Source organism: Pseudomonas sp. S2_A05, assembly GCF_054668485.1.
The window spans coordinates 3506802-3527826 of sequence record NZ_CP162775.1; the positions used below are offsets into that span (position 1 = coordinate 3506802).

A 21025-nucleotide genomic window follows, 5' to 3' on the forward strand; every position below is an offset into this window, starting at 1 on the left:
GCCGACGGACCCTGGTCGTGCTTGCGATACCCACCGCGTAAGACATTCAGGCATCAGCGTCATTGCCGTTTGGCGCGCTGGCGCTGAACAACAGCACGACGTTGCCGCTGTAATGACCGGGGCGGTAGCCACCCGGCGGTTTGATGGGTTCGATTTTCAGCAGCACACGTTTACCGACAGCCGCCTCTTCTTCCGAAAGCACTTGTTGCGGAATGATGTGCGAACTCAGCACGACGTCATGGAACGTCACCCGCAGCTCAATCACTTCACCCGTTGTGCCGGTATCAAGGAATGGCTCGGTGGCCAGACGCGCCTCGATGGCGCTGCTGTCATGCCGCATGTCGAAAGATTTTTCCAGATTGCCCAGGCTGTCCGTGGCATGGTGCCAGGCCAGCACCTGCGGACGGTGAATCCAGTCCGGTTGTGCCGGAATGATGTAGAAGGGTCGGCTGGGAATGGTCAGCGACACTTCGAAGGTGTGCTCCTCCCGGGCGGCCCACGTCACAGCCGCGGTCAACGCGGCGGCGACCGCCAGCAGGGCGGCGGTGCATTGCTTGATCATGTTGGCTACCTGATGCGTGAATGGAAAACCGGCCTAGCGGCTGGCGACTTTCATGGTTTTCTTGTCGCTGCCTTCGATCAGAAAGAAGCGGTACTCACGGCCCTTTTCCTTGTTGAAGGCAAAGGATTTGCCCGCCAGCACATGGTGTTTGGTGGTCGCCCCGCAATCGCTTTCCTTGCTCAGCGAACAGCTCTTGAACTCATCGACGATCACCACGGTATTGCCGTTGTTGCGCAGTTCGTAGCGACCTTCGGTTTCGTTGATCGCCGTGGCGTAACGCGCTTCCCGGGGCGGACAAAGAAGATCGTGCCAAACCCGGTCATGACGTTGACGCCGGCCGACAACGACTTTTTGTAATCCTCCCGCTCTTCACCGGTGACGACAAAATCGTCTTCCTTTTCCGGCACCACGGGCACGAAGCGCACGCGGAAATAGCGTTCTCGATCCCGTTCGCCCATGTACAGCAAGCGTGTGCCCTGCATGCCTTGCGCCGGGACGATCAGCCGCGCCGGGCTGGCCATCAGGCCGTTGCGCGAGGCGCCATCGGCGGCGTTCTCGACAGCAATTTCCTTGGGCGTGCCGGCGTCGTCGTAAACGATTTCGAGCACATTGATCTTGACGAATGCGGTGGCGTCGCCGCTGTTGAAAACCCGTTTGAGATAGGTGCTCTTGTCGGCTTCCAGATAGTCGTAAACGGTGCCGACATTGATCTGCGGCCCGGCCTGCGCCGTCAGGCAAAAAACGCTGAGCAGGCCCAGCAAAAGACCACGGTTCATCGTGTTGAACTCCATGAACGTTGAGTGAAAGCGGACCGGGACGCTCATACTTCCGAATCCCAGATAATGGTGACATTGCCGCGCAAACGGTCGTTCTTGCCCGGCCTGAGCAGGAAGTCGATGTCTTTCGATGTCATATCAAAATGCAGATATCCAGGCTTGCGCTCGACATACACGCCAGGCTGAAACGGCGCTGACCAGCGATTGAAATCCAGGGAAATCCGGTTAACCGGACCGCCGCCGGGGCCGCTGATGCCCGAAGGCAAACTCATCGAGACATGAACCGGGGCCGTATCGCCCTTCGGGCTACCCAGGTTGCAGACGTTTCCGCCGTAGGAATTGCACAACATCATGACCTTGAAACGCGATGAGGCCGAAATGTAGAAGACCTGGTCGGCAAATATCCGCGTGGGTTTGCGTCCACTGTTGATCCATGGCTCCCAGCCACCCACGGGCTCGAGCGTGACCCGAGTGCCGCCGGGGGGCAGGTCGACCTTGAGGGTGTGTTGCACGTCGAGGACGAAATCCAGGGTCAGCGTGGGGTCGTCGGGCTGCAGCAAGAGGCCGCCCAGAACAAAATCGCGGCCGCCTCCCAAGGTGTAAGTAACCGAGCCGGTATATTGCCCGGTAGACATGCCCAACGGATTGGGAGTCCTTAATTCATAAGCAAAATCCATCTTGTCGAAAGCTATTGACGGGAGACGGTAAGCGACATTTTTGGAGCAGCCAGCTTGCACCGGGGTCTTCCAGAAGAAGCGATAACTGTGCGTACCGTAGGACGCCACACCGCTGTAACGGCAGGGTTCCGGCACATAAACCCAACCGCTGGAGTCCCATAATTTGTCATGCGCTTCAGCCACGTCTGACACGCCGGTGATGCTGGTCGCGGAATCGCCCAGAATGTACGTGGAGCCGATACCGATGATGCGCACTTCGACGGTTTCGGTTTCCTGCGTTTGCATATTGGTAACTGTCAATTGTCGCCAGTCGGCCGGGGCTTTCACCAGCATCGGTTCACCGCGTGAGATGAAGCGTGTGGAGTCGAACCGTACAGGCATTTCGATGCTGAAAATGTTGTGGTCGGCGCATTGCGCCGGGTAGCTTGCGCAGTAGCCGGTGTTGGGGGTTTTGTTCACGAACAGATTCTTGCCTGGCTGCGTCGGGTCAGGCTGAAACGTCGCACGGATTTCCTGATTGAATCCATGGGCGGTGGACATGGCCAACGCCAGCGTCAGCGCGCAGCCTGCCTGGAAGATTTTCATATGCTCAGCCTGCCTTCATTTCGGTGGTAGTGACGTCGGCGAGGGTGTCTGGGGTGCAACGCAGATCGCCGATCATCAACACGTCGTTTTCGCTGCGGTGGTCGGCCTCGTTCAAGCGGAACTGACACAACAACTGGTTGCCCTGGCGCACTTCCAGGGTGGGTGAACCGGCGTTCATTTCCATCGAGAAGAAACCGTCGACTTCGGTCACGCCACGGCTGGCGTGGTTGATCACGTGGTGGCCCTTGAGCGGCCGCCCGCTTGCATCGACCAGGCGACCGAGCACGGTGAGGGTTTTCATCACGCGAACCTTGCGATACTCGATGCCGCCCTTGTTCAGGTGATAGCGGGTTCGCGCCGGTTCGATGGTGGCGGCCGGTACGGTGTTGCCTTCGAAGTCGAAGCTCACCGAGCTGTTCTGATAAGCGGTGATCGGAATGAAATTGCGCCCCGGCTTCAGCGCGGCACCGCCGCCGCTGTAGTCGTCAGCCCGCAGGACGATGTCGTCAATATCCGACTCGACGTCGACGATCATTCCCGCACCGCGCACGTCGCTCTGGCTGGTCAGCAGCATCTTTTCGCCGCCGACCACCAGTGTGCTGTCGAGGTTGAGCCCGCCAGTGAAGTTGCCGTTGTAGGAAGAGCGCTGGACGAAGGCGTCGCCGTTTACCGCGTCGGTGCGGAAATTGGTCAGGCTCGACATGCCCAGGCCGTAAGTGTCGGTAAGCGCCGTCACCGAGACGCTTTGCAGCACGTGATCCTTGAAATCCTTGCGCCAGCCGAGCGAAGCATTGTTGTCGCGTTTGCCGTCGCGGGCCGTGCGTGAACCGATGCTGCCGGTGAGCTGCTGACCGGGAGCGCCCAACGCCAGGTTGATGCTCAGATCGACGCCGCGATTGCGCGCATCGCCACTGCTGAAACTGCCCGGGCGATCAAAGACCGACAGGCGCCAACTGGCATCACTGCCCAGCAATACGGCGCGCTGGGTCCAGCCCAGATCCACGCCCACGCCTTCGACATTGCCTTCGCTGTGCGAGACCCGGGCATTGACCGAACTCTTGCTGCTCAGCCGATGGTTGAGCGCCAGCGACGAATTGCTGGTCTGGCCGACAAACACGTTACGTGGACGAACGCGCGTGCCGTCCGGCAGCGTGTCGTAGGTGTTGGTGGTGTCGAGCCAGCTGCGGTTGTGGCTGATCACCAGACTGCCCGCGCCATAGTTGTAAAGGCTTTGCAGGTCCAGACCGGTGCCGTAATCCTCGGTCTTGTAGACATTGGCATACAGGCTGACGTGGTTGGCCAGGGTCCAGTCGATGGAAGTACCGTATTGCAGTTTTTCGCGGATCTGCCGCGCCGACGCGCCGACAATCACCCGTGGGTGCAGCAGGTAATTGACCGCCGCACCGGCGGTGGGACTGCCGCTCGATTGCGTGTCCCAGTTGCTCAGCAGTTTGCTTTCTTCACCGGCAAACACGTTGTAGCGCCAGCGTTCGTCAAGGTTGCGCCAGTTGCTGGGCTTGTACACCAACTCTTGGGTGGTGGAGGTGATCTGGCCGTCTTCGATCAGGCGCACTTCCACTTCATAAATACCGCCGGGCAGCGGCCGGGTGTCGAGGGTCTGCAAACCGGCCGGCACCGATTGGGTATTGATCAACAGACCGTCGCGCCAGATCTCCACCGAACCCTGCCGGTTGGCTGTCACGTAGATCGGGTAAACGCTGGGCATCGGGCTGTTGATCGCGAGGCTGTCGGAGCTGCCGTACATGAGGCCGACCGCCGTATCGGGGCTGGTGCCAAACGTGCGCGGCTGGCGCGTGAGTCCTTCGGAATTGGGGGTGAAATAGCCCAGGCGCAAGAAGCTGCCTTGCAGTTCGCGCTGGGTGTGCAGCTCGTGCACGGCGTGGTAGAGCTTGTCGTCGGGGCCGCCGAGCCGGGCCAATTGCAGATTCAGCGTCTGGCTCCAGTTGCCCAGGCTTGAACTGGCTTCCAGGCCGAAGCGTCCGCCGAGGTCCTGATCCTGGCCACCGTTCAGGTTGAGCTGGTTGCGCACCATCAGGCCGCTGCTACCACCGCTCGGTTGCTCGTAATAACGCTTGGCTTGAAGGTCGCGTTCGGCGTTTTCGGTGACGATCGATACCAGCGAACTTTCCAGGTTGTAATGCACCGCGAGAAACTGGTCGGGGCAGGAACCGCTGCACGCACCTAATGGCACGCCGGGTTTGAGGTAGCTTGCCCATTTTTCCCGTTCAGCGGGGCCGAAGCGGTTTTCGCTGGTGTCGGTGAATTCGAGAAGGGTGATGCGATCATCGCGGGACAACACCACCATGGCCTCACCCAACGACTGTTGGTCGACTTCGACCCGCACCGCCAGAGGCACATCAAAGAAATGCTCCTCGAAATCCGCTGGCAAGCCTTTGGCCTGCGCCAGCAAACTGCGTGGCGTCGTACCGGCGGTGTTGGATGCGACGGCTGCGCTGGCACAAAACAACAGCGCAAGCGCAGCCGCGATGGGTGTCATCGGGAACATGAACTCGTACTCTGATTGACTGACAATGAAAGTCCGTCGGGGCAAACATCACTGCCTGCCCCGTCGGTTGACGCCACTGCTGAAAAGCGAGCGTTTTGGACCTGATCAGTCGATCAGTTGCCGCCAACCGGTGGCACGGCGTCGAAGATCATCGCCACGGAACCGGTGTAGTCACCCGGCTGGAAGTTGCTGCCTTTGGCGGAGATTTTCAGCGGGGCGCGGTAGTTCACATCCGACTCGGATTCACCGACGACCATTTGCGGGGTCAGGGTCAGTTCCTTGTTGTTGAGCATGACCTGCAGGTCGATCGAGGTATTGCCGGCAACCAGTTTCGGCAGGCTTTCCAGACTGGCGTGAACCGAACCGTTGTTATTGCGCACATCGAAGAAACCGTTGACGTCGGCCATCTTGCCGGTGGTCGGCTGATAGCTCATGTCCTGGTCTTTGTTGACCAGATCCGGATCAGTCGGCACCACATAGAAACCGTTGGTTGGCACATGAGCGATCAGGCTGATGGAGTGCGACGCTTCGCCCGCAGCGAAGGCAGTGGAGGACATTGCCAGAAGAGCCAGTGGAGCAGCGATTGCGATTTTCTTGAACATCGTTCAGTACCTGTTTGCTTTATATAGGGGGTGTCATTGAAAGTTCACAAACCATTTGCTCATCGACCGCCAGAGCAACTTGAACTTTCAATGGCGGGCATCATCGGCTGTTGCCTCTGGAATGTAAGCAGGCAACTTCCGACAAACTCGTAGTTAAACAACCTCACACCCCGCCAGAAAAAAGAACAAAAAACAGATACTTGCAACATTCGCTGTAAGTTGCGCCCTACACACAGTTACAGGCAAAAAACCATACAGCAACTTAGCCGCTTTAACGCGGTAACTTGCGAGGAATTAGAACATATACTCAAGTACAACTAGAGCGATAACTTTAACTTTACGGTCACCGCTTTGATTTATTGATCAAAAAACTTTTTTCGGCTCTTTTTCACTTTGACCGCTCGTCCGTCAGGCTCAGGACAAGGCCAAAAACGTCTTGCGCAACCATTAAGATATATCTTAAGTTGTATCTAAATACGACGAGAGAGAAGCGAAATGAGAGACCATCATTCCCCCCATCGCGAGCACGGCGATGGCCGCGACGGCTTCGAGAAACGCCCCGGTCGCGAACGCGGCGGTCGCGGCCCGCGAGTTTTTGCCCCCGGTGACTTGAAATTGCTGTTGCTGGCGCTGATCGCCGAGCAGCCCTGCCACGGCTACGACCTGATCCGCCAGATCGAAGGCATGTTCGATGGCGCTTACAGCCCGAGCCCCGGGGTGATCTACCCGACCCTGACCTTTCTGGAAGAGAGCGATTTGATTGCCGGTGATGCCGAGGCCGGCAAAAAGCGTTACAGCGTCACCGACGCCGGTCGTTTGTCTTTAAGTGAACAAGCGGTGGCGCTCGACGGCGTACGCATGCGCATTGACGTCAGCAAGCGCTCGCTGCGCGGCCATGATCGTCCGCCGGAAATCCACGAAGCGGTGCACAACCTGCGCCATGCCTTGCAGCTGCACCACGGGCGCTGGAGCGCCGAGGAAATCCTGCGCGTGCGCGACCTGCTCAACGACACCGCCAAAGCCATCGTCGACGGCCCTGCCGTTCAACCTGCCACGGAGAAAGCCGAATGACTGCAGTCGATACTCAAACCATTCACCGCGTGATGCACGAAATCAAACGGCGCAAGCTTGAAGTGCTGCGCGTCACCGACCTGACCCCACGCATGCGCCGCATCACCCTCGGCGGGCCGGAACTGGCCGGGTTCATCAGCCTGGGCACGGACGATCACGTCAAACTGCTGTTCCCGCAGAACGCCGAACAAGCGGCGGCGCTGGAGACGATGCAACTGGGCGCCGGCAAGGACAACGGGCCGATGCCCGAGATGCGCGACTACACCCCACGTCGTTACGACCTGGAAAAAATGGAGCTGGACATCGATTTCGTCCTGCACGGCGACGGCCCCGCCTCGACATGGGCCGAGCAGGCACAACCGGGGCAGTTCCTGCACATCGGCGGGCCACGCGGGTCGATGATCGTGCCGGACATCTTCGACAGCTATCTGCTGATCGGCGACGAAACCGCCCTCCCCGCCATCGCCCGCCGCCTCGAACACCTCGCGGCGAATCGCAAGGCGCTGGTGGTGATCGAAGTGGAAAACGGCGCTGAGCAGCAAGTGCTGGAAAGCGCAGCGCCGTTCAATGTGATCTGGGTGCTGCGCGAAGGCGGCAAGGACAACCTGCTGGCTACCGTCAAGCAATTGCAGGTGCCCAAGGGCAATCTGTACGCATGGGTGGCGACCGAAACCAAGGTCTCACGGCAGATCCGCCGGGTCCTGATCGATGAGCATGGGCTCGATGAACAGTTCATCAAGGCGGTCGGCTACTGGCGCGCCGAGGGCTCTGAGGAAGAGTGATCTCTTCCTGACCCATATCACCCTTGTGGGAGCGAGCCTGCTCGCGAAGGCATCGGCACAGTCGAAAGATTTGCTGGCTGACGCACCGCATTCGCGAGCAGGCTCGCTCCCACACTGGATCTCAACTTCGTGCGGACAATTTGCGGTCGAGGCCGATAATCAGCACCCCCACCAACACAAACCCCACCAATATCCCCCCGGCATTCGCCAGCACCTGTGGATAACCCAACACCGCCACATCAATGAACGGGTACGCATAGGCGCCGAGCAGATGCCCGCGCAGCAAGGCATAGATGAAGTACACCAGCGGATAGATCAGCCACAGCGGCAGATGCCACAGGCGCAACGTGCCTTTGGGGACGCAGCGCCACCAATAGCCGAGAAACAGCAATGGCATGACGTCGTGGAGCAACTCATCGGCAACAAACTGCCAGCCTTCGGGGTGCCACAAATGCCGTAACAGAATGCTGTAGGCCAGACCGACGACGGCGATACTCACCGCGATTCCACTGCTGACCCACGGTTGCAGAAACCAGCGCCGTGCGGCGGATTCGCGCTCGGTGACCGCGCAGGTCAACACCGTCGCCACCAAGGTGTTGGTCAATATGGTGAAGTAGCTGAAAAAACTCACCAGCCCGCCCAGCAGGCTGGCGCCGATGCTCAATCGTGCGAAGAAGATCAGGTACAGCTGAATCGTCAATCCGGCCCAGCCCAACACGGCCAGGCCGGTGATCAGGCGTCGGCGCCTCGCGCTGTCCATCTCAGAGCGGTCGCTTGGTGCGCATCAGCTTAACGTACAGGCGCTCGACCTTTTCCCGCGCCCACGGGGTTTTACGCAGGAAGGTCAGGCTCGACTTGATGCTCGGATCGCTCTTGAAGCAACGGATGTCGATACGCTCGGCCAGCCCCGACCACTCGTAGTGAGTCACCAGTGCATTGAGGATCTGTTCAAGGGTCACGCCGTGCAGCGGATCGGGGGTTTGTTCGTTCATGCCGGGCCTTTGGGCGAAGTGATATGCAGAAGCCGCGCACCTTAGCCGAGGGGCAGAGCAGGTGGAAGGCCTTCCTGCAAATGTAGGCCAACCCGGGAAGATCGCAGGCTGTGGCCCGACTCACAATGCGCCCGTTTGCCGCACTGTTACCAAATCCGAAACGCTGCATGTCTGCAAAAGCGCTTTCTCAATTTGTTACAGATCATTATCCTGCCGCCCTTCCGCTGAAACGCTTCACTGCCTGCGACAATCTGAAGCGTTCGGCCTGCACCTGAAAACATCAAAAAAAGACTTCTTCATGCCTGACTTTTCCTTCTCCCGAGACAGCGCTATCTCTGCCCTGCGCACCCTTGGCGGCTGCACCGCCCTCGGCCTTGCCACTTGCGCCCACGCGGCGCCGGCCTTCGACAGTGAATCACCGTACATGCTTGGTGACTGGAACGGCACGCGCACGGAACTTGCGGAAAAAGGCTACGACTTCAAACTCGATTACACCGGCGAAATGGGCAGCAATCTGCACGGCGGCTATGACCACGACCGCACTGCCCGCTACAGCGACCAGTTCGGCCTCGGCACCCATCTGGATCTGCAAAAGATCCTCGGTTGGAACGACGCTGAATTTCAGCTGACCATCACCAAGCGCAGTGGCAACAACATCAGCAACGACCGCATCAACGACCCGCGCGTTGGCGGCTTCACTTCCGCCCAGGAAGTCTGGGGTCGTGGCCAGACCACTCGCCTGACGCAGATGTGGTATCAGCAGAAATTCTTCGATCAGAAGCTCGATATCAAGGTCGGCCGTTTCGGCGAAGGCGAAGACTTCAACAGCTTCCCTTGCGACTTCCAGAACCTGGCCTTCTGCGGCTCGCAGGTCGGCAACTGGGTCGGCGGCATCTGGTACAACTGGCCGGTCAGCCAATGGGCGCTGCGGGTCAAATATCACCTGACGCCCGAGCTGTACGCGCAGGTCGGCGCCTACGAGCAGAACCCGTCGAACCTCGATCGCGGCAACGGCTTCAAACTCAGCGGCAGCGGCACGCAAGGCGCGATCCTGCCGGTCGAACTGGTGTGGACGCCGAAGCTCAACGGTCTGCCGGGCGAATACCGCGCCGGTTATTACTACAGCAATGCCAAGGCCTCTGACGTCTATAAAGACCGCAATGACCAACCGGCAGCGCTGAGCGGCGAAGCCTATCGCAGTGCCTCGAGCAAGCACGGCGTATGGCTGGGCATTCAGCAGCAAGTCACCAGCATCGCTAGCGACCACTCCCGTGGTTTGAGCCTGTTCGCCAACGCGACGATGCATGACAAGAAAACCAACGCCATCGACAACTACGTGCAGGCCGGCCTGACCTACAAAGGCCCGTTCGACGCCCGCGCCAAAGATGACATCGGTTTCGCCCTCGCGCGTGTGCACGTCAACCCGGCCTATCGCAAGAACGCCGAGGCGAGCAACCGCGCCAACGCCGTCTACGACTACGACAATCCGGCGTTCCTGCCACCGCAGGACACCGAATACAGCGCCGAGCTGTATTACGGCGTGCACGTGACCAACTGGCTGACCGTGCGCCCCAACCTGCAATACATCCGCCATCCCGGTGGCGTGAACGACGTCGACGACGCCCTGATCGGCGGGATCAAGATCCAGTCGTCGTTCTAAAAAACGCCACAAGGCCCTGTGGGAGCTGGCTTGCCAGCGATAGCAATCTGTCTGGCGATTTCAGTGTTGGATGTGCAATCGCCATCGCTGGCAAGCCAGCTCCCACAGGGATCCATGAAATTCGTTAGCCGAACAAGTTTTTATCTGAACCATGCCTGCGCCAGATCGTCATCTAAAGTGACTACAGCGCGGGACTACATAAACGTCACGGAGAATCACACTATGAGCACCGAAAGTGCTTCGAGTCGGGGCCGTCTGCTACCGGGCCTGCTCGGCATCCTGCTTCTACTGATGGGCCTGGCCATGCTGGCCGGGGGAGTCAAGCTGAGCATGCTCGGCGGCTCGCTTTACTATCTGCTGGCCGGTATCGGCATCGCGCTGAGCGGCATTCTGCTGCTGATGCGCCGCCGCGCGGCACTGGGGCTGTACGCCATCGTGCTGTTTGCCAGCACCGTGTGGGCATTGTGGGAAGTCGGTCTGGACTGGTGGCAACTGGTGCCGCGTCTGGCGCTGTGGTTTGTCCTCGGCTTCGTGATGCTGCTGCCATGGTTCCGTCGTCCGCTGCTGCTCAACGGCCCGGCGAAAATCGGCACTGGCGGTCTGACCGTGGCGGTGATCCTGGCCGGCGTTACCGCCCTGGCCAGCCTCTTCACCCACCCGGGCGAAACCTTCGGTGAACTGGACCGCGACAGCGCCGACATGACCAGCACTGCACCGGCCATGCCGGATGGCGACTGGCAGGCCTACGGTCGCACCGAGTTCGGTGACCGCTACTCGCCGCTCAAGCAGATCACCCCGGAAAATGTCGGCAAGCTGCAAGAAGCCTGGCGCATCCAGACCGGCGACCTGCCAACTGCGGATGACCCGGTCGAGCTGACCAACGAAAACACCCCGCTCAAAGCCAACGGCATGGTCTACGCCTGCACCGCGCACAGCAAAGTGCTGGCACTGGACCCGGACACCGGCAAGGAAATCTGGCGCTTCGATCCACAGATCAAGAGCCCGGTCGGCTTCAAGGGCTTCGCCCACATGACCTGCCGTGGCGTGTCGTACTACGACGAAGCCGCCTATGCCAAGTCTGAAAATGCCGGTTCCGCTGTCATCTCTGAAGCCGGCCAGGCCGTTGCTCAGGCCTGCCCGCGTCGCCTGTACCTGCCAACTGCTGATGCCCGCCTGATCGCACTGAACGCCGACACCGGCAAGATCTGCGAAGGCTTCGGCACCAACGGCGTGGTCGACCTGACCCAAGGCATCGGCCCGTTCACCGCCGGCGGCTACTACTCCACCTCGCCAGCAGCGATTACCCGTGATCTGGTGATCATGGGCGGTCACGTTACCGACAACGAATCGACCAACGAGCCATCGGGCGTGATCCGCGCCTTCGACGTGCGCGACGGTCACCTGGTGTGGAACTGGGACAGCGACAAGCCGGACGCCACCGAGCCATTGGCTCCGGGCGAAACCTACAGCCGCAACTCGGCGAACATGTGGTCGCTGGCCAGCGTCGATGAAAAACTCGGCATGGTCTACCTGCCACTGGGCAACCAGACCCCTGACCAATGGGGCGGCAACCGCACCCCGGGCGCCGAGAAATTCAGCGCCGGCCTCGTCGCGTTGGACCTGGCTACCGGTAAAGTGCGCTGGAACTACCAGTTCACCCACCACGACCTGTGGGACATGGACGTGGGCAGCCAGCCAACCCTGCTCGACATGAAAACCGCCGACGGCGTGAAACCTGCGCTGATCGCCCCGACCAAACAGGGCAGCCTGTACGTCCTCGACCGTCGTGACGGCACGCCGATCATTCCGATCAAGGAAATCCCGGTTCCGCAGGGCGCCGTGAAAGGCGACCACACCGCACCGACCCAGGCCCGTTCGGACCTCAACCTGCTGGCCCCGGAACTGACCGAAAAAGCCATGTGGGGCGCCAGCCCGTTCGACCAGATGCTGTGCCGCATCCAGTTCAAGGAACTGCGTTACGAAGGTCAGTACACCCCGCCATCGGAACAGGGCAGCCTGATCTATCCGGGTAACGTCGGCGTGTTCAACTGGGGCGGCGTCTCGGTCGACCCGGTTCGCCAACTGCTGTTCACCAGCCCGAACTACATGGCGTTCGTCTCGAAAATGGTGCCACGCGAGCAAGTCGAAGCCGGCAGCAAGCGCGAGAGCGAAACCTCGGGCGTGCAGCCAAACACTGGCGCGCCATACGCGGTGATCATGCACCCGTTCATGTCGCCACTCGGCGTACCGTGCCAGGCCCCGGCCTGGGGCTACGTCGCCGGTATCGACCTGACCACCGGCAAAGTCGTGTGGAAACGCAAGAACGGCACCAGCCGCGACAGCTCGCCAATCCCGATCGGCTTCACCCTCGGCGTACCGAGCATGGGCGGTTCGATGGTCACTGCCGGCGGCGTCGGCTTCCTCAGCGGCACCCTCGACCAGTACCTGCGCGCCTATGACGTGAATACCGGTAAAGAACTGTGGAAATCGCGCCTGCCAGCAGGCGGCCAAGCGACTCCGATGACCTACACCGGCAAGGACGGCAAGCAATACGTGCTGCTCGTTGTTGGCGGTCACGGCTCGCTGGGCACCAAGATGGGTGACTACATCATTGCGTACAAACTGCCGGAATAAGCGGTAGCGGCGGTAAAAAAGAAGGCGCCACCCTGTGAGGGGTGGCGCCTTTTTGCATGGAGGCGTGCCCAACATGCTCCATTCGCACCAAGGTGTATGGCATCAATGAAGTCTGTCCACTTCGCCTTGGGCAATTCGGTGCTTTCAAGAAAAAATCAAAAGATCGCAACCTTCGAACGCTTGTCGTCAGCGTGACCCGACAGAATCAAAAGGCTTTTCCTCCATTTGCCATCCGTTGCAATCGATCGATGATCAGTTGCTCGGCATGCTTGCGGGTTTCCAGCAACAAACTCTTATCCGTTTCGCTGTAGATCACCTGGAAACGCAAACCCGGCGTGTCGGAAGAATATTCGCGAATGATGAAATCCCTGTATTTCGTATCGGTATGACTCATGGTTCGATTCCTTGACGTTGGTAAATTCTCGAACACCTCTCTGGCGTTCGAGATTGAACTGCAATCTTCGGACGATTGAGTCAGTTGTCTACTGTCAGAAATTACAGGGGCTCAAGGCCAGTTCGAAATAAGCCGAACGGAACCCATCAAAACTCCATTTAATAGTAAAAGCTAACCAACACTCGCGTTTTTCGCTAGTTATGCACAGACATTGTTAGATTCCACTAGGCATCCGTGCCGACCTGAAGGATCTTGCCACCGGCCCAACGGCCGCCAAGGTTAACAAGGTGAAAAACTTTGCAAACCTGAACACACAAGCAGAAACACACCCGCCCCATTGAAACCACCCCACCCCTGCCCCATCTAACACCCCATACCCCATTGCGCAGGTGCCCCATGACCGACCAGCAAGATCGCCCGGACAACCACGACGATTACGAAAACGACCACATCGAACACACCTCCTCCGGCACCGGCCTGGCGCTGCCCGGGCAAAACCTGCCGGACAAGGTCTACATCATTCCGATCCACAACCGTCCGTTCTTCCCGGCCCAGGTCCTGCCGGTCATCGTCAACGAAGAACCGTGGGCCGAGACCCTCGAACTGGTCAGCAAATCCGAACACCACTCCCTGGCCCTGTTCTTCATGGACACGCCCCAGGAAGACCCGCGCCACTTCGACACCGGCGCCCTCCCCGAATACGGCACGCTGGTCAAGGTGCACCACGCCAGCCGCGAAAACGGCAAACTGCAATTCGTCGCCCAGGGCCTGAGCCGCGTGCGCATCAAGACCTGGCTCAAGCACCATCGCCCGCCGTACCTGGTCGAAGTCGAATACCCGCACCAGCCCACCGAGCCGACCGACGAGGTCAAGGCCTACGGCATGGCGCTGATCAATGCGATCAAGGAATTGTTGCCGCTCAACCCGCTGTACAGCGAAGAGCTGAAGAACTACCTCAACCGCTTCAGCCCCAACGACCCGTCGCCGCTGACCGACTTCGCCGCCGCGCTGACCTCCGCCACCGGCCCCGAGCTGCAAGAAGTGCTCGACTGCGTGCCGATGCTCAAGCGCATGGAAAAAGTCCTGCCGATGCTGCGCAAGGAAGTCGAAGTCGCGCGCCTGCAGAAAGAAATTTCCGCCGAAGTCAACCGCAAGATCGGCGAGCATCAGCGTGAGTTCTTCCTCAAGGAGCAACTCAAGGTCATCCAGCAGGAACTCGGCCTGACCAAGGACGACCGCAGCGCCGACCTCGAACAGTTCCAGCAGCGCCTCGAAGGCAAAACCCTGCCGGCGCAAGTGCAGAAGCGCCTCGAGGAAGAAACCCACAAACTGTCGATCCTCGAAACCGGCTCGCCGGAGTACGCGGTCACACGCAATTATCTGGACTGGGCAACATCAGTGCCGTGGGGCGTGTACGGCGAGGACAAACTCGACCTCAAGCACGCACGCAAAATCCTCGACAAGCACCATGCGGGTCTGGACGACATCAAGGATCGCATCCTCGAATTCCTCGCCGTTGGAGCTTACAAAGGCGAGATCAGCGGCTCGATCGTGTTGCTGGTCGGCCCACCGGGCGTGGGTAAAACCAGCGTCGGCAAATCCATCGCCGAATCCCTCGGGCGGCCGTTCTACCGCTTCAGCGTCGGCGGCATGCGCGACGAGGCCGAAATCAAGGGCCACCGCCGCACCTACATCGGCGCCCAACCGGGCAAACTGGTGCAGGCGTTGAAAGACGTCGAAGTGATGAACCCGGTGATCATGCTCGACGAGATCGACAAGATGGGCCAGAGCTACCAGGGTGACCCGGCCTCGGCGCTACTGGAAACCCTCGATCCTGAGCAGAACGTTGAATTCCTCGACCACTACCTCGACCTGCGCATGGATCTGTCGAAGGTCCTTTTCGTCTGCACCGCCAACACCCTCGATTCGATCCCCGGCCCGTTGCTGGACCGGATGGAAGTGATTCGCCTGTCCGGCTACATCACTGAAGAAAAAGTCGCCATCGCCAAGCGTCACTTGTGGCCGAAACTGCTGGAAAAGGCCGGAGTATCGAAAGGCAGCCTGAGCATCAGCGACAGCGCGCTCAAAGCACTGATCGATGGCTATGCCCGCGAAGCCGGCGTGCGTCAGCTGGAAAAGCAGATGGGAAAACTGGTGCGCAAAGCGGTGATGAAGCTGATCGACGATCCGAAAGCGGTGATCAAACTCGGGCCGAAAGACCTCGAAGCCTCGCTGGGCCATCCGGTGTTCCGCAATGAGCAAGTGCTGTCCGGCACCGGCGTGATTACCGGTCTGGCCTGGACCAGCATGGGCGGCGCGACCTTGCCGATCGAGGCCACGCGGATTCATACGCTCAACCGGGGCTTCAAGCTCACCGGGCAATTGGGCGATGTGATGAAGGAATCGGCGGAGATCGCCTACAGCTACGTCAGCTCGCACCTCAAGCAATTTGGTGGTGATGCGAAGTTCTTCGACGAAGCCTTCGTCCACCTGCATGTACCGGAAGGCGCAACGCCGAAGGACGGCCCGAGCGCTGGCGTGACCATGGCCAGCGCCCTGCTCTCGCTTGCACGTAATCAGCCGCCGAAAAAAGGCGTGGCGATGACTGGCGAACTGACCCTGACCGGGCATGTATTGCCGATCGGCGGCGTGCGCGAAAAGGTCATCGCAGCGCGCCGGCAGAAGATTTTCGAATTGATTCTGCCGGAACCGAACCGGGGTAACTTTGAGGAATTGCCGGATTATCTGAAGGAAGGGATTACCGTGCACTTTGCCAAGCGGTTTGCGGACGTGGCGAAGGTGCTCTTCTGACAATCATGTAGTGCCTGATGTACCGCTATCGCTGGCAAGCCAGCTCCCACAATGTTCAATGTGCCCACAAATCTTGTGGTCAACCGAGAAACCTGTGGGAGCTGGCTTGCCAGCGATGGCTTCAGTGCTGCCAACACGGAACTCCCTGACCGTCACACTTTGTCCCATCTTCAGTTATGCTCGCCGTTCGTCGTAACCGCCGGAGCTGCTGACCTCATGTCCCCCATTCGCCTGTTTTTCCCCCTCGCCCTTTCCTTGCTGGCGGCCTGCGCCACGCAACCGAAACACAACGTGACTGTGGAAAAACAAAGCGAATGTCCCGTGCGACTCAACATCGGGCAAAACCTGATCATCAGCCTGCCAAGCAACCCGACCACCGGCTACCGCTGGGCGATTCAGGATTCAGCTGGCGGCGTGTTGCGCGCCCTCAGCCCCGAGGTTTACAGCAATCCGGAAGATGCCGGCGTGGTGGGCGCAGCGGGGGTTTCGACCTGGCGCTTCCAGGCCTTCGCAGCAGGCACCGGGCGTTTGCGCCTGACCTCGCAACAACCGTGGGCACCGGAAGTGCTGCCTGTTGAGACCTTCGACTGCGCCATTTCGGTGAACTGACTGCAGCTTCTTCGCGAGCAGGCTCGCTCCGACAGATCACCGCGCCCCCCCTGTGGGAGCGAGCCTGCTCGCGAAAGCCATATCCCAGACGGCGAGCATTACACCCGGTTCGGTGCTTTATCAGACAACCCAAGCATCCCCGCGCCACTTTGGCTAAAATGCCGGCCTTTTCCACCGACACCGCCGGACGCCGCCGTGAGCAAAGAACCCGATCGCCTATTCGCCCAGCCTTTGGCCCAGGTGCCTGACTTCGCCTTCAATGAAGACGTGGTGCGGGTGTTCCCGGACATGATCAAGCGCTCGGTGCCGGGTTACCCGACCATCGTCGAAAACCTCGGCGTGCTCGCGGCGCAGTTCGCCCAGCCGAACAGCGTGCTCTACGACCTCGGCTCGTCGCTCGGCGCAGTGACTCAAGCCCTGCGCCGCCATGTGCGCACCGACGATTGCCGGGTCATCGCTGTGGATAACTCGGCGGCGATGGTCGAGCGCTGTCGCGAATACCTCAACGGTCAGGATTCGATGTTCCAGGAACTGCTGCCGGTCGAGGTGATCGAGGGCGATATCCTCGCGCTGGAGTTTCAGCCCGCGTCGGTGGTGGCGCTGAACTTCACCCTGCAATTCATCGCCCCGGATCAGCGCACTGAATTGCTCTCGCGCATCCGTCAGTCACTGTTGCCCGGCGGCGCGCTGATTCTCTCGGAAAAGCTGCGCTTCAACGATGCCGAAGAACACGCCCTGCTCACCGACCTGCACGTAGCGTTCAAACGCGCCAACGGCTACAGCGAACTGGAAATCGCCCAGAAACGCAGCGCCATCGAAAACGTCATGAAGCCCGACAGCCTCGAAGAACACCGCGAACGCCTGCTGGCCGCCGGGTTCTCGAAAGTCGTGCCGTGGTTCCAGTGTCTTAACTTTGCCTCGTTGATTGCCTTGCCATGATTGACCTGTCCCCCCTCGCCCGGCGTCTGGCCGGTACACCGCTGGCCGAATGGGCCAACACGCTGCAAGCGCAACTCGACAAGAAAATGGACAAAGGCCACGGCGATCTGGAGCGCTGGCAAAGTGCGCTGGACGCCTTGCCGAAGATCCAGCCAAGCGAAGTCGACCTGCTCAACGGCCTGAAACTCGACACCGATTGCGACGACGACACTCGCGCACAGATGCGCACCGCGCTGATGGGCCTGTCGCCGTGGCGCAAAGGGCCGTTCGATCTGTTCGGTGTGCATGTCGACACCGAATGGCGCTCGGACTGGAAGTGGTCGCGGGTCTCTCCGCACCTCGACCTGAAGGGCAAACGCATCCTCGATGTCGGCTGCGGCAACGGCTACTACATGTGGCGCATGCTCGGCGCCGGCGCCGACAGCGTGATCGGGGTCGACCCGAACTGGCTGTTCTTCTGCCAGTTCCAGGCGGTGCAGCGTTACTTGTCCGAGCCGAATGCCTGGCACCTGCCGTTCCCGTTCGAAGACCTGCCGCCGAATCTGGAAGGCTTCGACACAGTATTTTCCATGGGCGTGTTCTATCACCGTCGCTCGCCGATCGAGCATTTGCTGGCGCTGAAGGATTGCCTGGTCAAGGGCGGCGAACTGGTGCTGGAAACCCTCGTGGTCGAAGGCGACAAGCATCAGGTGCTGGTGCCGGAAGATCGCTACGCGCAGATGCGCAACGTGTGGTTTTTGCCGTCGGTGCCGGCGCTGGAATTGTGGCTGCGACGGGCGGGTTTCAGCGATATTCGTTGCGTGGATGTCAGCACGACCACGGTTGAGGAACAGCGCGGGACCGAGTGGATGAAGTATCAGTCGCTGAGTGATTTTCTTGATCCCGAGGACCACAGCAAAACCATTGAAGGGCTGCCGGCGCCGATGCGGGCAGTTATCGTCGCCAGGAAGTAAGCGTATTTTCCCATGACCGCGGTGGGCCTACCCCTCACCCCAGCCCTCTCCCCAGGGAGAGGGAGCTGATTGTTGAGCTTTTCAAAACTTGAGTCCGACTCGGTATTTCAGGTCGGCGGACTTGGTCCATTCAACTCGGTCGGTCCCCTCTCCCTCTGGGAGAGGGTTAGGGTGAGGGGCTTTTAGTGCGTCTGGCGCGGAAAAACTCGGTCAGCACCGCACCACATTCTTCAGCCAGCACCCCGCCCTCATACAACACCCGGTGATTCAAAAAAACCTGGGTAAAAAACTGCCCCTGACTTTGCACAATCCCGGCCTTGGGTTCCAGCGCGCCGTACACCACCCGCGCCACCCGCGAATGCACGATCAGCCCGGCGCACATGCTGCAAGGCTCCAGCGTCACATACAGCGTGCTGCCCGGCAGGCGATAGTTATCCACTGCCTGCGCGGCGGCGCGGATCGCGACCATTTCGGCGTGGGCACTCGGGTCGCTGGTGCTGATCGGGCAATTGAAGCCGCGACCGATGATCACGCCATCGTGCACCAGCACCGCGCCCACCGGCACCTCACCGAGGGCGGCGCCCTGTGCGGCGAGGGTCAGGGCTTCGCGCATGAAGTCGCGGTCGCGGCTGCGGTCGATGATCGCCGCCGGGCGGATCTGGCGCATTACTTCACCTCGATCGCGGCCATCAGGCCGGTTTCCATGTGGTCGATGACATGGCAGTGGAACATCCACACCCCCGGGTTATCCGCCACCAGCGCCACTTGCGCACGCTCGTTCTTGCCCAGCAGATATGTGTCGGTGAAATACGGCACGACTTTGTGCCGGTTCGACGCGATCACCTTGAAGCTCATGCCGTGCAGGTGGATCGGGTGCTGGTACTGAGTCATGTTCTTCAATTCGAAAATATAGCTCTGGCCCAGTTTCAGGCTGGCAATCGGTCGGTCAGCACAGGTCTTGTCGGTGATGTCCCAGGCCTTGCCGTTGATCTGCCAGAGGCTCGGCGGCTTGCCGTTTTCGGTGTTCACCGAGACCGAGCCGACCCATTCGAAATTGAAGTTGAGTTTCTCCGCATTGGCCAGATCCGGCTCGGCCACCGGGTTGGCCGGCAGGGCCTTCGGCCAGTCCGTCGGCGCATCGGTGTTGGCGACTGAACGCAGCGTACCCAGACGCACCGGACCGTTGCGCAGCGACAACTCTTCACCGGCCGCCGGCGCCTTGATCGCCAGGCAAATGCGCATGCCGGGGCCGAGCCAGTATTCCTTGCCCAACGGGCGCGGCTCGACCGGGTTACCATCCAGCGCGTAGATCTTCGCTTCGACACCGGGGATGTTGATGCGATAGGTCAGGGTGTTGTCGAGATTAAGCAGACGCACCCGGGTGACCTGCCCGGCCGGCAGATCAATCACCGGCAGCGGCACACCATTGATCGTCGACAAGCGCCCGGCGGTACCGCCACGGGCCGCTTCGCGGGGGATGCTGAATTCGACGAACTGACCTTGCTCGTCGACATGCCAGTTCTTCAGGCTCAGGGTTTTCTCGTACTTGAAACCGGTCGGCTCGCGTTCCTCGATGATCAGCGGCCCGACCAGACCACGTCCGAGTTCTTCGCTGCTGCTGACATGCGGGTGATACCAATAGCTGCCAGCGTCCGGCACTCGGAATTTGTAGTCGAAGTATTCGCCCGGCAGCACTGGCAGTTGCGACACGTAAGGCACGCCGTCCATTTCCAGCGGCAGGCGGATACCGTGCCAGTGAATGGTAGTCGCCACCGGCAAGTGATTGATGAAACGCACACGCAGCCATTCACCCTGACGCACGCGCAATTCGGTGCCCGGCGCCGACGGGCCGAACGCCCAGGCCTCGGTCTTGTGGCCCGGCACCAGTTCGACATCGAGCGGCGCGGCGATCAGTTCATAGTCGTGGCCGGCCTCGGCGTCGGCCATCTTGCCCAGCCAGTAACGCGACGCGCCTCCCGCGCCCACGCCAACGACAACAAGACCGGCCAGGCCACCGAGGATTTGGCGACGGGTAAAGGACATGAACTCAACTACCTCACGTATCAGCGACAGATCCCGAGGGACCTGCAAAAGGCGAATACGATACACCCGCAGTTGAGAAACAGTAAGGGCGACCTGCGGCCGCACGTCTTGTCGGCCTTATGCGCGCAGCCCGGTAATCAGGTGCAGCACGCCGCCCTCAAGCGGCATGACGCCCGCCACACCGGCCACACTCAGGGCCTGACGGTCGACCCGTGCCGCGTCGTGCAGCGCCACGCGCACCCGAGTCAGCGCCACCGGTTGCTGCGACTTGAGGTTATCCACACCGCCCAGCGCCGCAACAATCTCGGCGCTCAGGCCGGCAATCGGTTCGGCGACGGCTTTCACCTCATCCGGGACCAGATCCGGTGTCAGTGCTTTCCAGAATGCCTGCTGCAATTTGTCGAACAT

At 60.3% G+C, this 21025-nt stretch carries 18 protein-coding genes and 1 pseudogene; 8 read left to right on the forward strand and 11 right to left on the reverse strand.

Annotated elements, in window-relative coordinates:
- Window positions 1–46: 46 nt before the first annotated feature.
- The 5 genes and pseudogenes from AB4O12_RS15910 to AB4O12_RS15930 form a co-directional block, all read right to left on the reverse strand.
- On the reverse strand, window positions 47–562 hold the full coding sequence (locus AB4O12_RS15910; RefSeq protein ID WP_460059061.1) for a fimbrial assembly protein: 516 nt from the start codon (window positions 560–562) through the stop codon (window positions 47–49).
- A 33-nt stretch (window positions 563–595) separates the two neighbouring features.
- Window positions 596–1338, reverse strand: a pseudogene (locus AB4O12_RS15915) (molecular chaperone).
- Window positions 1339–1382: 44 nt separating this feature from the next.
- On the reverse strand, window positions 1383–2600 hold the full coding sequence (locus AB4O12_RS15920; RefSeq protein WP_150638600.1) for a hypothetical protein: 1218 nt from the start codon (window positions 2598–2600) through the stop codon (window positions 1383–1385).
- A 4-nt stretch (window positions 2601–2604) separates the two neighbouring features.
- Entirely contained in the window at window positions 2605–5127 is a 2523-nt protein-coding gene (locus AB4O12_RS15925) for a TcfC E-set like domain-containing protein (protein ID WP_460059063.1), read from the reverse strand.
- 113 nt (window positions 5128–5240) lie between these two features.
- Window positions 5241–5729: a CS1 type fimbrial major subunit gene (locus tag AB4O12_RS15930; protein ID WP_041479903.1), complete on the reverse strand. Its 489-nt coding sequence runs from the start codon at window positions 5727–5729 to the stop codon at window positions 5241–5243.
- Window positions 5730–6224: 495 nt separating this feature from the next.
- On the opposite strand from AB4O12_RS15930, the gene AB4O12_RS15935 reads away from it, so the two are divergent.
- Together AB4O12_RS15935 and AB4O12_RS15940 are read left to right on the forward strand one after the other, a co-directional pair.
- Window positions 6225–6800 (forward strand): PadR family transcriptional regulator, encoded by a 576-nt coding sequence (locus tag AB4O12_RS15935; RefSeq protein ID WP_016773362.1) that lies wholly within the window; start codon window positions 6225–6227, stop codon window positions 6798–6800.
- Complete coding sequence (locus AB4O12_RS15940) at window positions 6797–7582, forward strand: siderophore-interacting protein (RefSeq protein WP_056790103.1); 786 nt, start codon at window positions 6797–6799, stop codon at window positions 7580–7582. Before AB4O12_RS15935 ends, AB4O12_RS15940 begins: the two co-directional genes overlap by 4 nt.
- A 121-nt stretch (window positions 7583–7703) precedes the next feature.
- Here the strand turns inward: AB4O12_RS15940 and AB4O12_RS15945 are convergent, their stop codons facing one another.
- Window positions 7704–8342: a Pr6Pr family membrane protein gene (locus AB4O12_RS15945; protein ID WP_095181724.1), complete on the reverse strand. Its 639-nt coding sequence runs from the start codon at window positions 8340–8342 to the stop codon at window positions 7704–7706.
- 1 nt (window position 8343) lies between these two features.
- Complete coding sequence (locus AB4O12_RS15950; protein ID WP_016987543.1) at window positions 8344–8574, reverse strand: VF530 family protein; 231 nt, start codon at window positions 8572–8574, stop codon at window positions 8344–8346.
- 298 nt (window positions 8575–8872) lie between these two features.
- Here AB4O12_RS15950 and AB4O12_RS15955 point away from each other — a divergent pair, with 298 nt between their 5' ends.
- Window positions 8873–10234: a carbohydrate porin gene (locus AB4O12_RS15955; RefSeq protein WP_056790107.1), complete on the forward strand. Its 1362-nt coding sequence runs from the start codon at window positions 8873–8875 to the stop codon at window positions 10232–10234.
- A 222-nt stretch (window positions 10235–10456) separates the two neighbouring features.
- On the forward strand, window positions 10457–12868 hold the full coding sequence (locus AB4O12_RS15960; RefSeq protein WP_460059067.1) for a glucose/quinate/shikimate family membrane-bound PQQ-dependent dehydrogenase: 2412 nt from the start codon (window positions 10457–10459) through the stop codon (window positions 12866–12868).
- A 205-nt stretch (window positions 12869–13073) separates the two neighbouring features.
- On the opposite strand, the gene AB4O12_RS15965 is transcribed toward AB4O12_RS15960, so the two are convergent.
- A complete protein-coding gene (locus AB4O12_RS15965) occupies window positions 13074–13262 on the reverse strand; it encodes a hypothetical protein (RefSeq protein ID WP_041479908.1) in 189 nt (62 codons plus the stop codon).
- Window positions 13263–13658: 396 nt separating this feature from the next.
- Between AB4O12_RS15965 and lon the strand changes: the two genes are divergently transcribed.
- The 4 genes from lon to cmoB all read left to right on the forward strand — a co-directional run bounded on the left by lon (window position 13659) and on the right by cmoB (window position 18574).
- Window positions 13659–16073: an endopeptidase La gene (lon, locus tag AB4O12_RS15970; RefSeq protein ID WP_041479909.1), complete on the forward strand. Its 2415-nt coding sequence runs from the start codon at window positions 13659–13661 to the stop codon at window positions 16071–16073.
- 216 nt (window positions 16074–16289) lie between these two features.
- Window positions 16290–16682 carry a protease inhibitor I42 family protein gene (locus tag AB4O12_RS15975; protein ID WP_252878840.1) on the forward strand — a complete coding sequence of 131 codons (393 nt, stop codon included), beginning with the start codon at window positions 16290–16292 and terminating at the stop codon, window positions 16680–16682.
- A 195-nt stretch (window positions 16683–16877) separates the two neighbouring features.
- Window positions 16878–17621 carry a carboxy-S-adenosyl-L-methionine synthase CmoA gene (gene cmoA, locus AB4O12_RS15980; RefSeq protein ID WP_315435910.1) on the forward strand — a complete coding sequence of 248 codons (744 nt, stop codon included), beginning with the start codon at window positions 16878–16880 and terminating at the stop codon, window positions 17619–17621.
- Window positions 17618–18574, forward strand: a complete 957-nt coding sequence (gene cmoB, locus AB4O12_RS15985) for a tRNA 5-methoxyuridine(34)/uridine 5-oxyacetic acid(34) synthase CmoB (RefSeq protein ID WP_095181720.1) — start codon at window positions 17618–17620, stop codon at window positions 18572–18574. Before cmoA ends, cmoB begins: the two co-directional genes overlap by 4 nt.
- A 166-nt stretch (window positions 18575–18740) precedes the next feature.
- Here cmoB and tadA read toward each other — a convergent pair whose 3' ends face one another.
- The 3 genes from tadA to AB4O12_RS16000 all read right to left on the reverse strand — a co-directional run bounded on the left by tadA (window position 18741) and on the right by AB4O12_RS16000 (window position 21025).
- A complete protein-coding gene (gene tadA / locus AB4O12_RS15990) occupies window positions 18741–19241 on the reverse strand; it encodes a tRNA adenosine(34) deaminase TadA (protein ID WP_375122623.1) in 501 nt (166 codons plus the stop codon).
- Window positions 19241–20617 (reverse strand): multicopper oxidase family protein, encoded by a 1377-nt coding sequence (locus tag AB4O12_RS15995; protein ID WP_041479914.1) that lies wholly within the window; start codon window positions 20615–20617, stop codon window positions 19241–19243. Before AB4O12_RS15995 ends, tadA begins: the two co-directional genes overlap by 1 nt.
- 117 nt (window positions 20618–20734) lie before the next feature.
- Window positions 20735–21025 (reverse strand): PTS transporter subunit EIIB, encoded by a 291-nt coding sequence (locus tag AB4O12_RS16000; protein ID WP_095181718.1) that lies wholly within the window; start codon window positions 21023–21025, stop codon window positions 20735–20737.

What these genes read in the sequence shown, in the direction of transcription:
- AB4O12_RS15910 (WP_460059061.1), bottom strand. Translation starts at nt 562, where the DNA reads ATGATCAAGCAATGCACCGCCGCCCTGCTGGCGGTCGCCGCCGCGTTG.
- AB4O12_RS15920 (WP_150638600.1), bottom strand. Translation starts at nt 2,600, where the DNA reads ATGAAAATCTTCCAGGCAGGCTGCGCGCTGACGCTGGCGTTGGCCATG.
- AB4O12_RS15925 (WP_460059063.1), bottom strand. Translation starts at nt 5,127, where the DNA reads ATGTTCCCGATGACACCCATCGCGGCTGCGCTTGCGCTGTTGTTTTGT.
- AB4O12_RS15930 (WP_041479903.1), bottom strand. Translation starts at nt 5,729, where the DNA reads ATGTTCAAGAAAATCGCAATCGCTGCTCCACTGGCTCTTCTGGCAATG.
- AB4O12_RS15935 (WP_016773362.1), top strand. Translation starts at nt 6,225, where the DNA reads ATGAGAGACCATCATTCCCCCCATCGCGAGCACGGCGATGGCCGCGAC.
- AB4O12_RS15940 (WP_056790103.1), top strand. Translation starts at nt 6,797, where the DNA reads ATGACTGCAGTCGATACTCAAACCATTCACCGCGTGATGCACGAAATC.
- AB4O12_RS15945 (WP_095181724.1), bottom strand. Translation starts at nt 8,342, where the DNA reads ATGGACAGCGCGAGGCGCCGACGCCTGATCACCGGCCTGGCCGTGTTG.
- AB4O12_RS15950 (WP_016987543.1), bottom strand. Translation starts at nt 8,574, where the DNA reads ATGAACGAACAAACCCCCGATCCGCTGCACGGCGTGACCCTTGAACAG.
- AB4O12_RS15955 (WP_056790107.1), top strand. Translation starts at nt 8,873, where the DNA reads ATGCCTGACTTTTCCTTCTCCCGAGACAGCGCTATCTCTGCCCTGCGC.
- AB4O12_RS15960 (WP_460059067.1), top strand. Translation starts at nt 10,457, where the DNA reads ATGAGCACCGAAAGTGCTTCGAGTCGGGGCCGTCTGCTACCGGGCCTG.
- AB4O12_RS15965 (WP_041479908.1), bottom strand. Translation starts at nt 13,262, where the DNA reads ATGAGTCATACCGATACGAAATACAGGGATTTCATCATTCGCGAATAT.
- lon (WP_041479909.1), top strand. Translation starts at nt 13,659, where the DNA reads ATGACCGACCAGCAAGATCGCCCGGACAACCACGACGATTACGAAAAC.
- AB4O12_RS15975 (WP_252878840.1), top strand. Translation starts at nt 16,290, where the DNA reads ATGTCCCCCATTCGCCTGTTTTTCCCCCTCGCCCTTTCCTTGCTGGCG.
- cmoB (WP_095181720.1), top strand. Translation starts at nt 17,618, where the DNA reads ATGATTGACCTGTCCCCCCTCGCCCGGCGTCTGGCCGGTACACCGCTG.
- tadA (WP_375122623.1), bottom strand. Translation starts at nt 19,241, where the DNA reads ATGCGCCAGATCCGCCCGGCGGCGATCATCGACCGCAGCCGCGACCGC.
- AB4O12_RS15995 (WP_041479914.1), bottom strand. Translation starts at nt 20,617, where the DNA reads ATGTCCTTTACCCGTCGCCAAATCCTCGGTGGCCTGGCCGGTCTTGTT.
- AB4O12_RS16000 (WP_095181718.1), bottom strand. Translation starts at nt 21,025, where the DNA reads ATGTTCGACAAATTGCAGCAGGCATTCTGGAAAGCACTGACACCGGAT.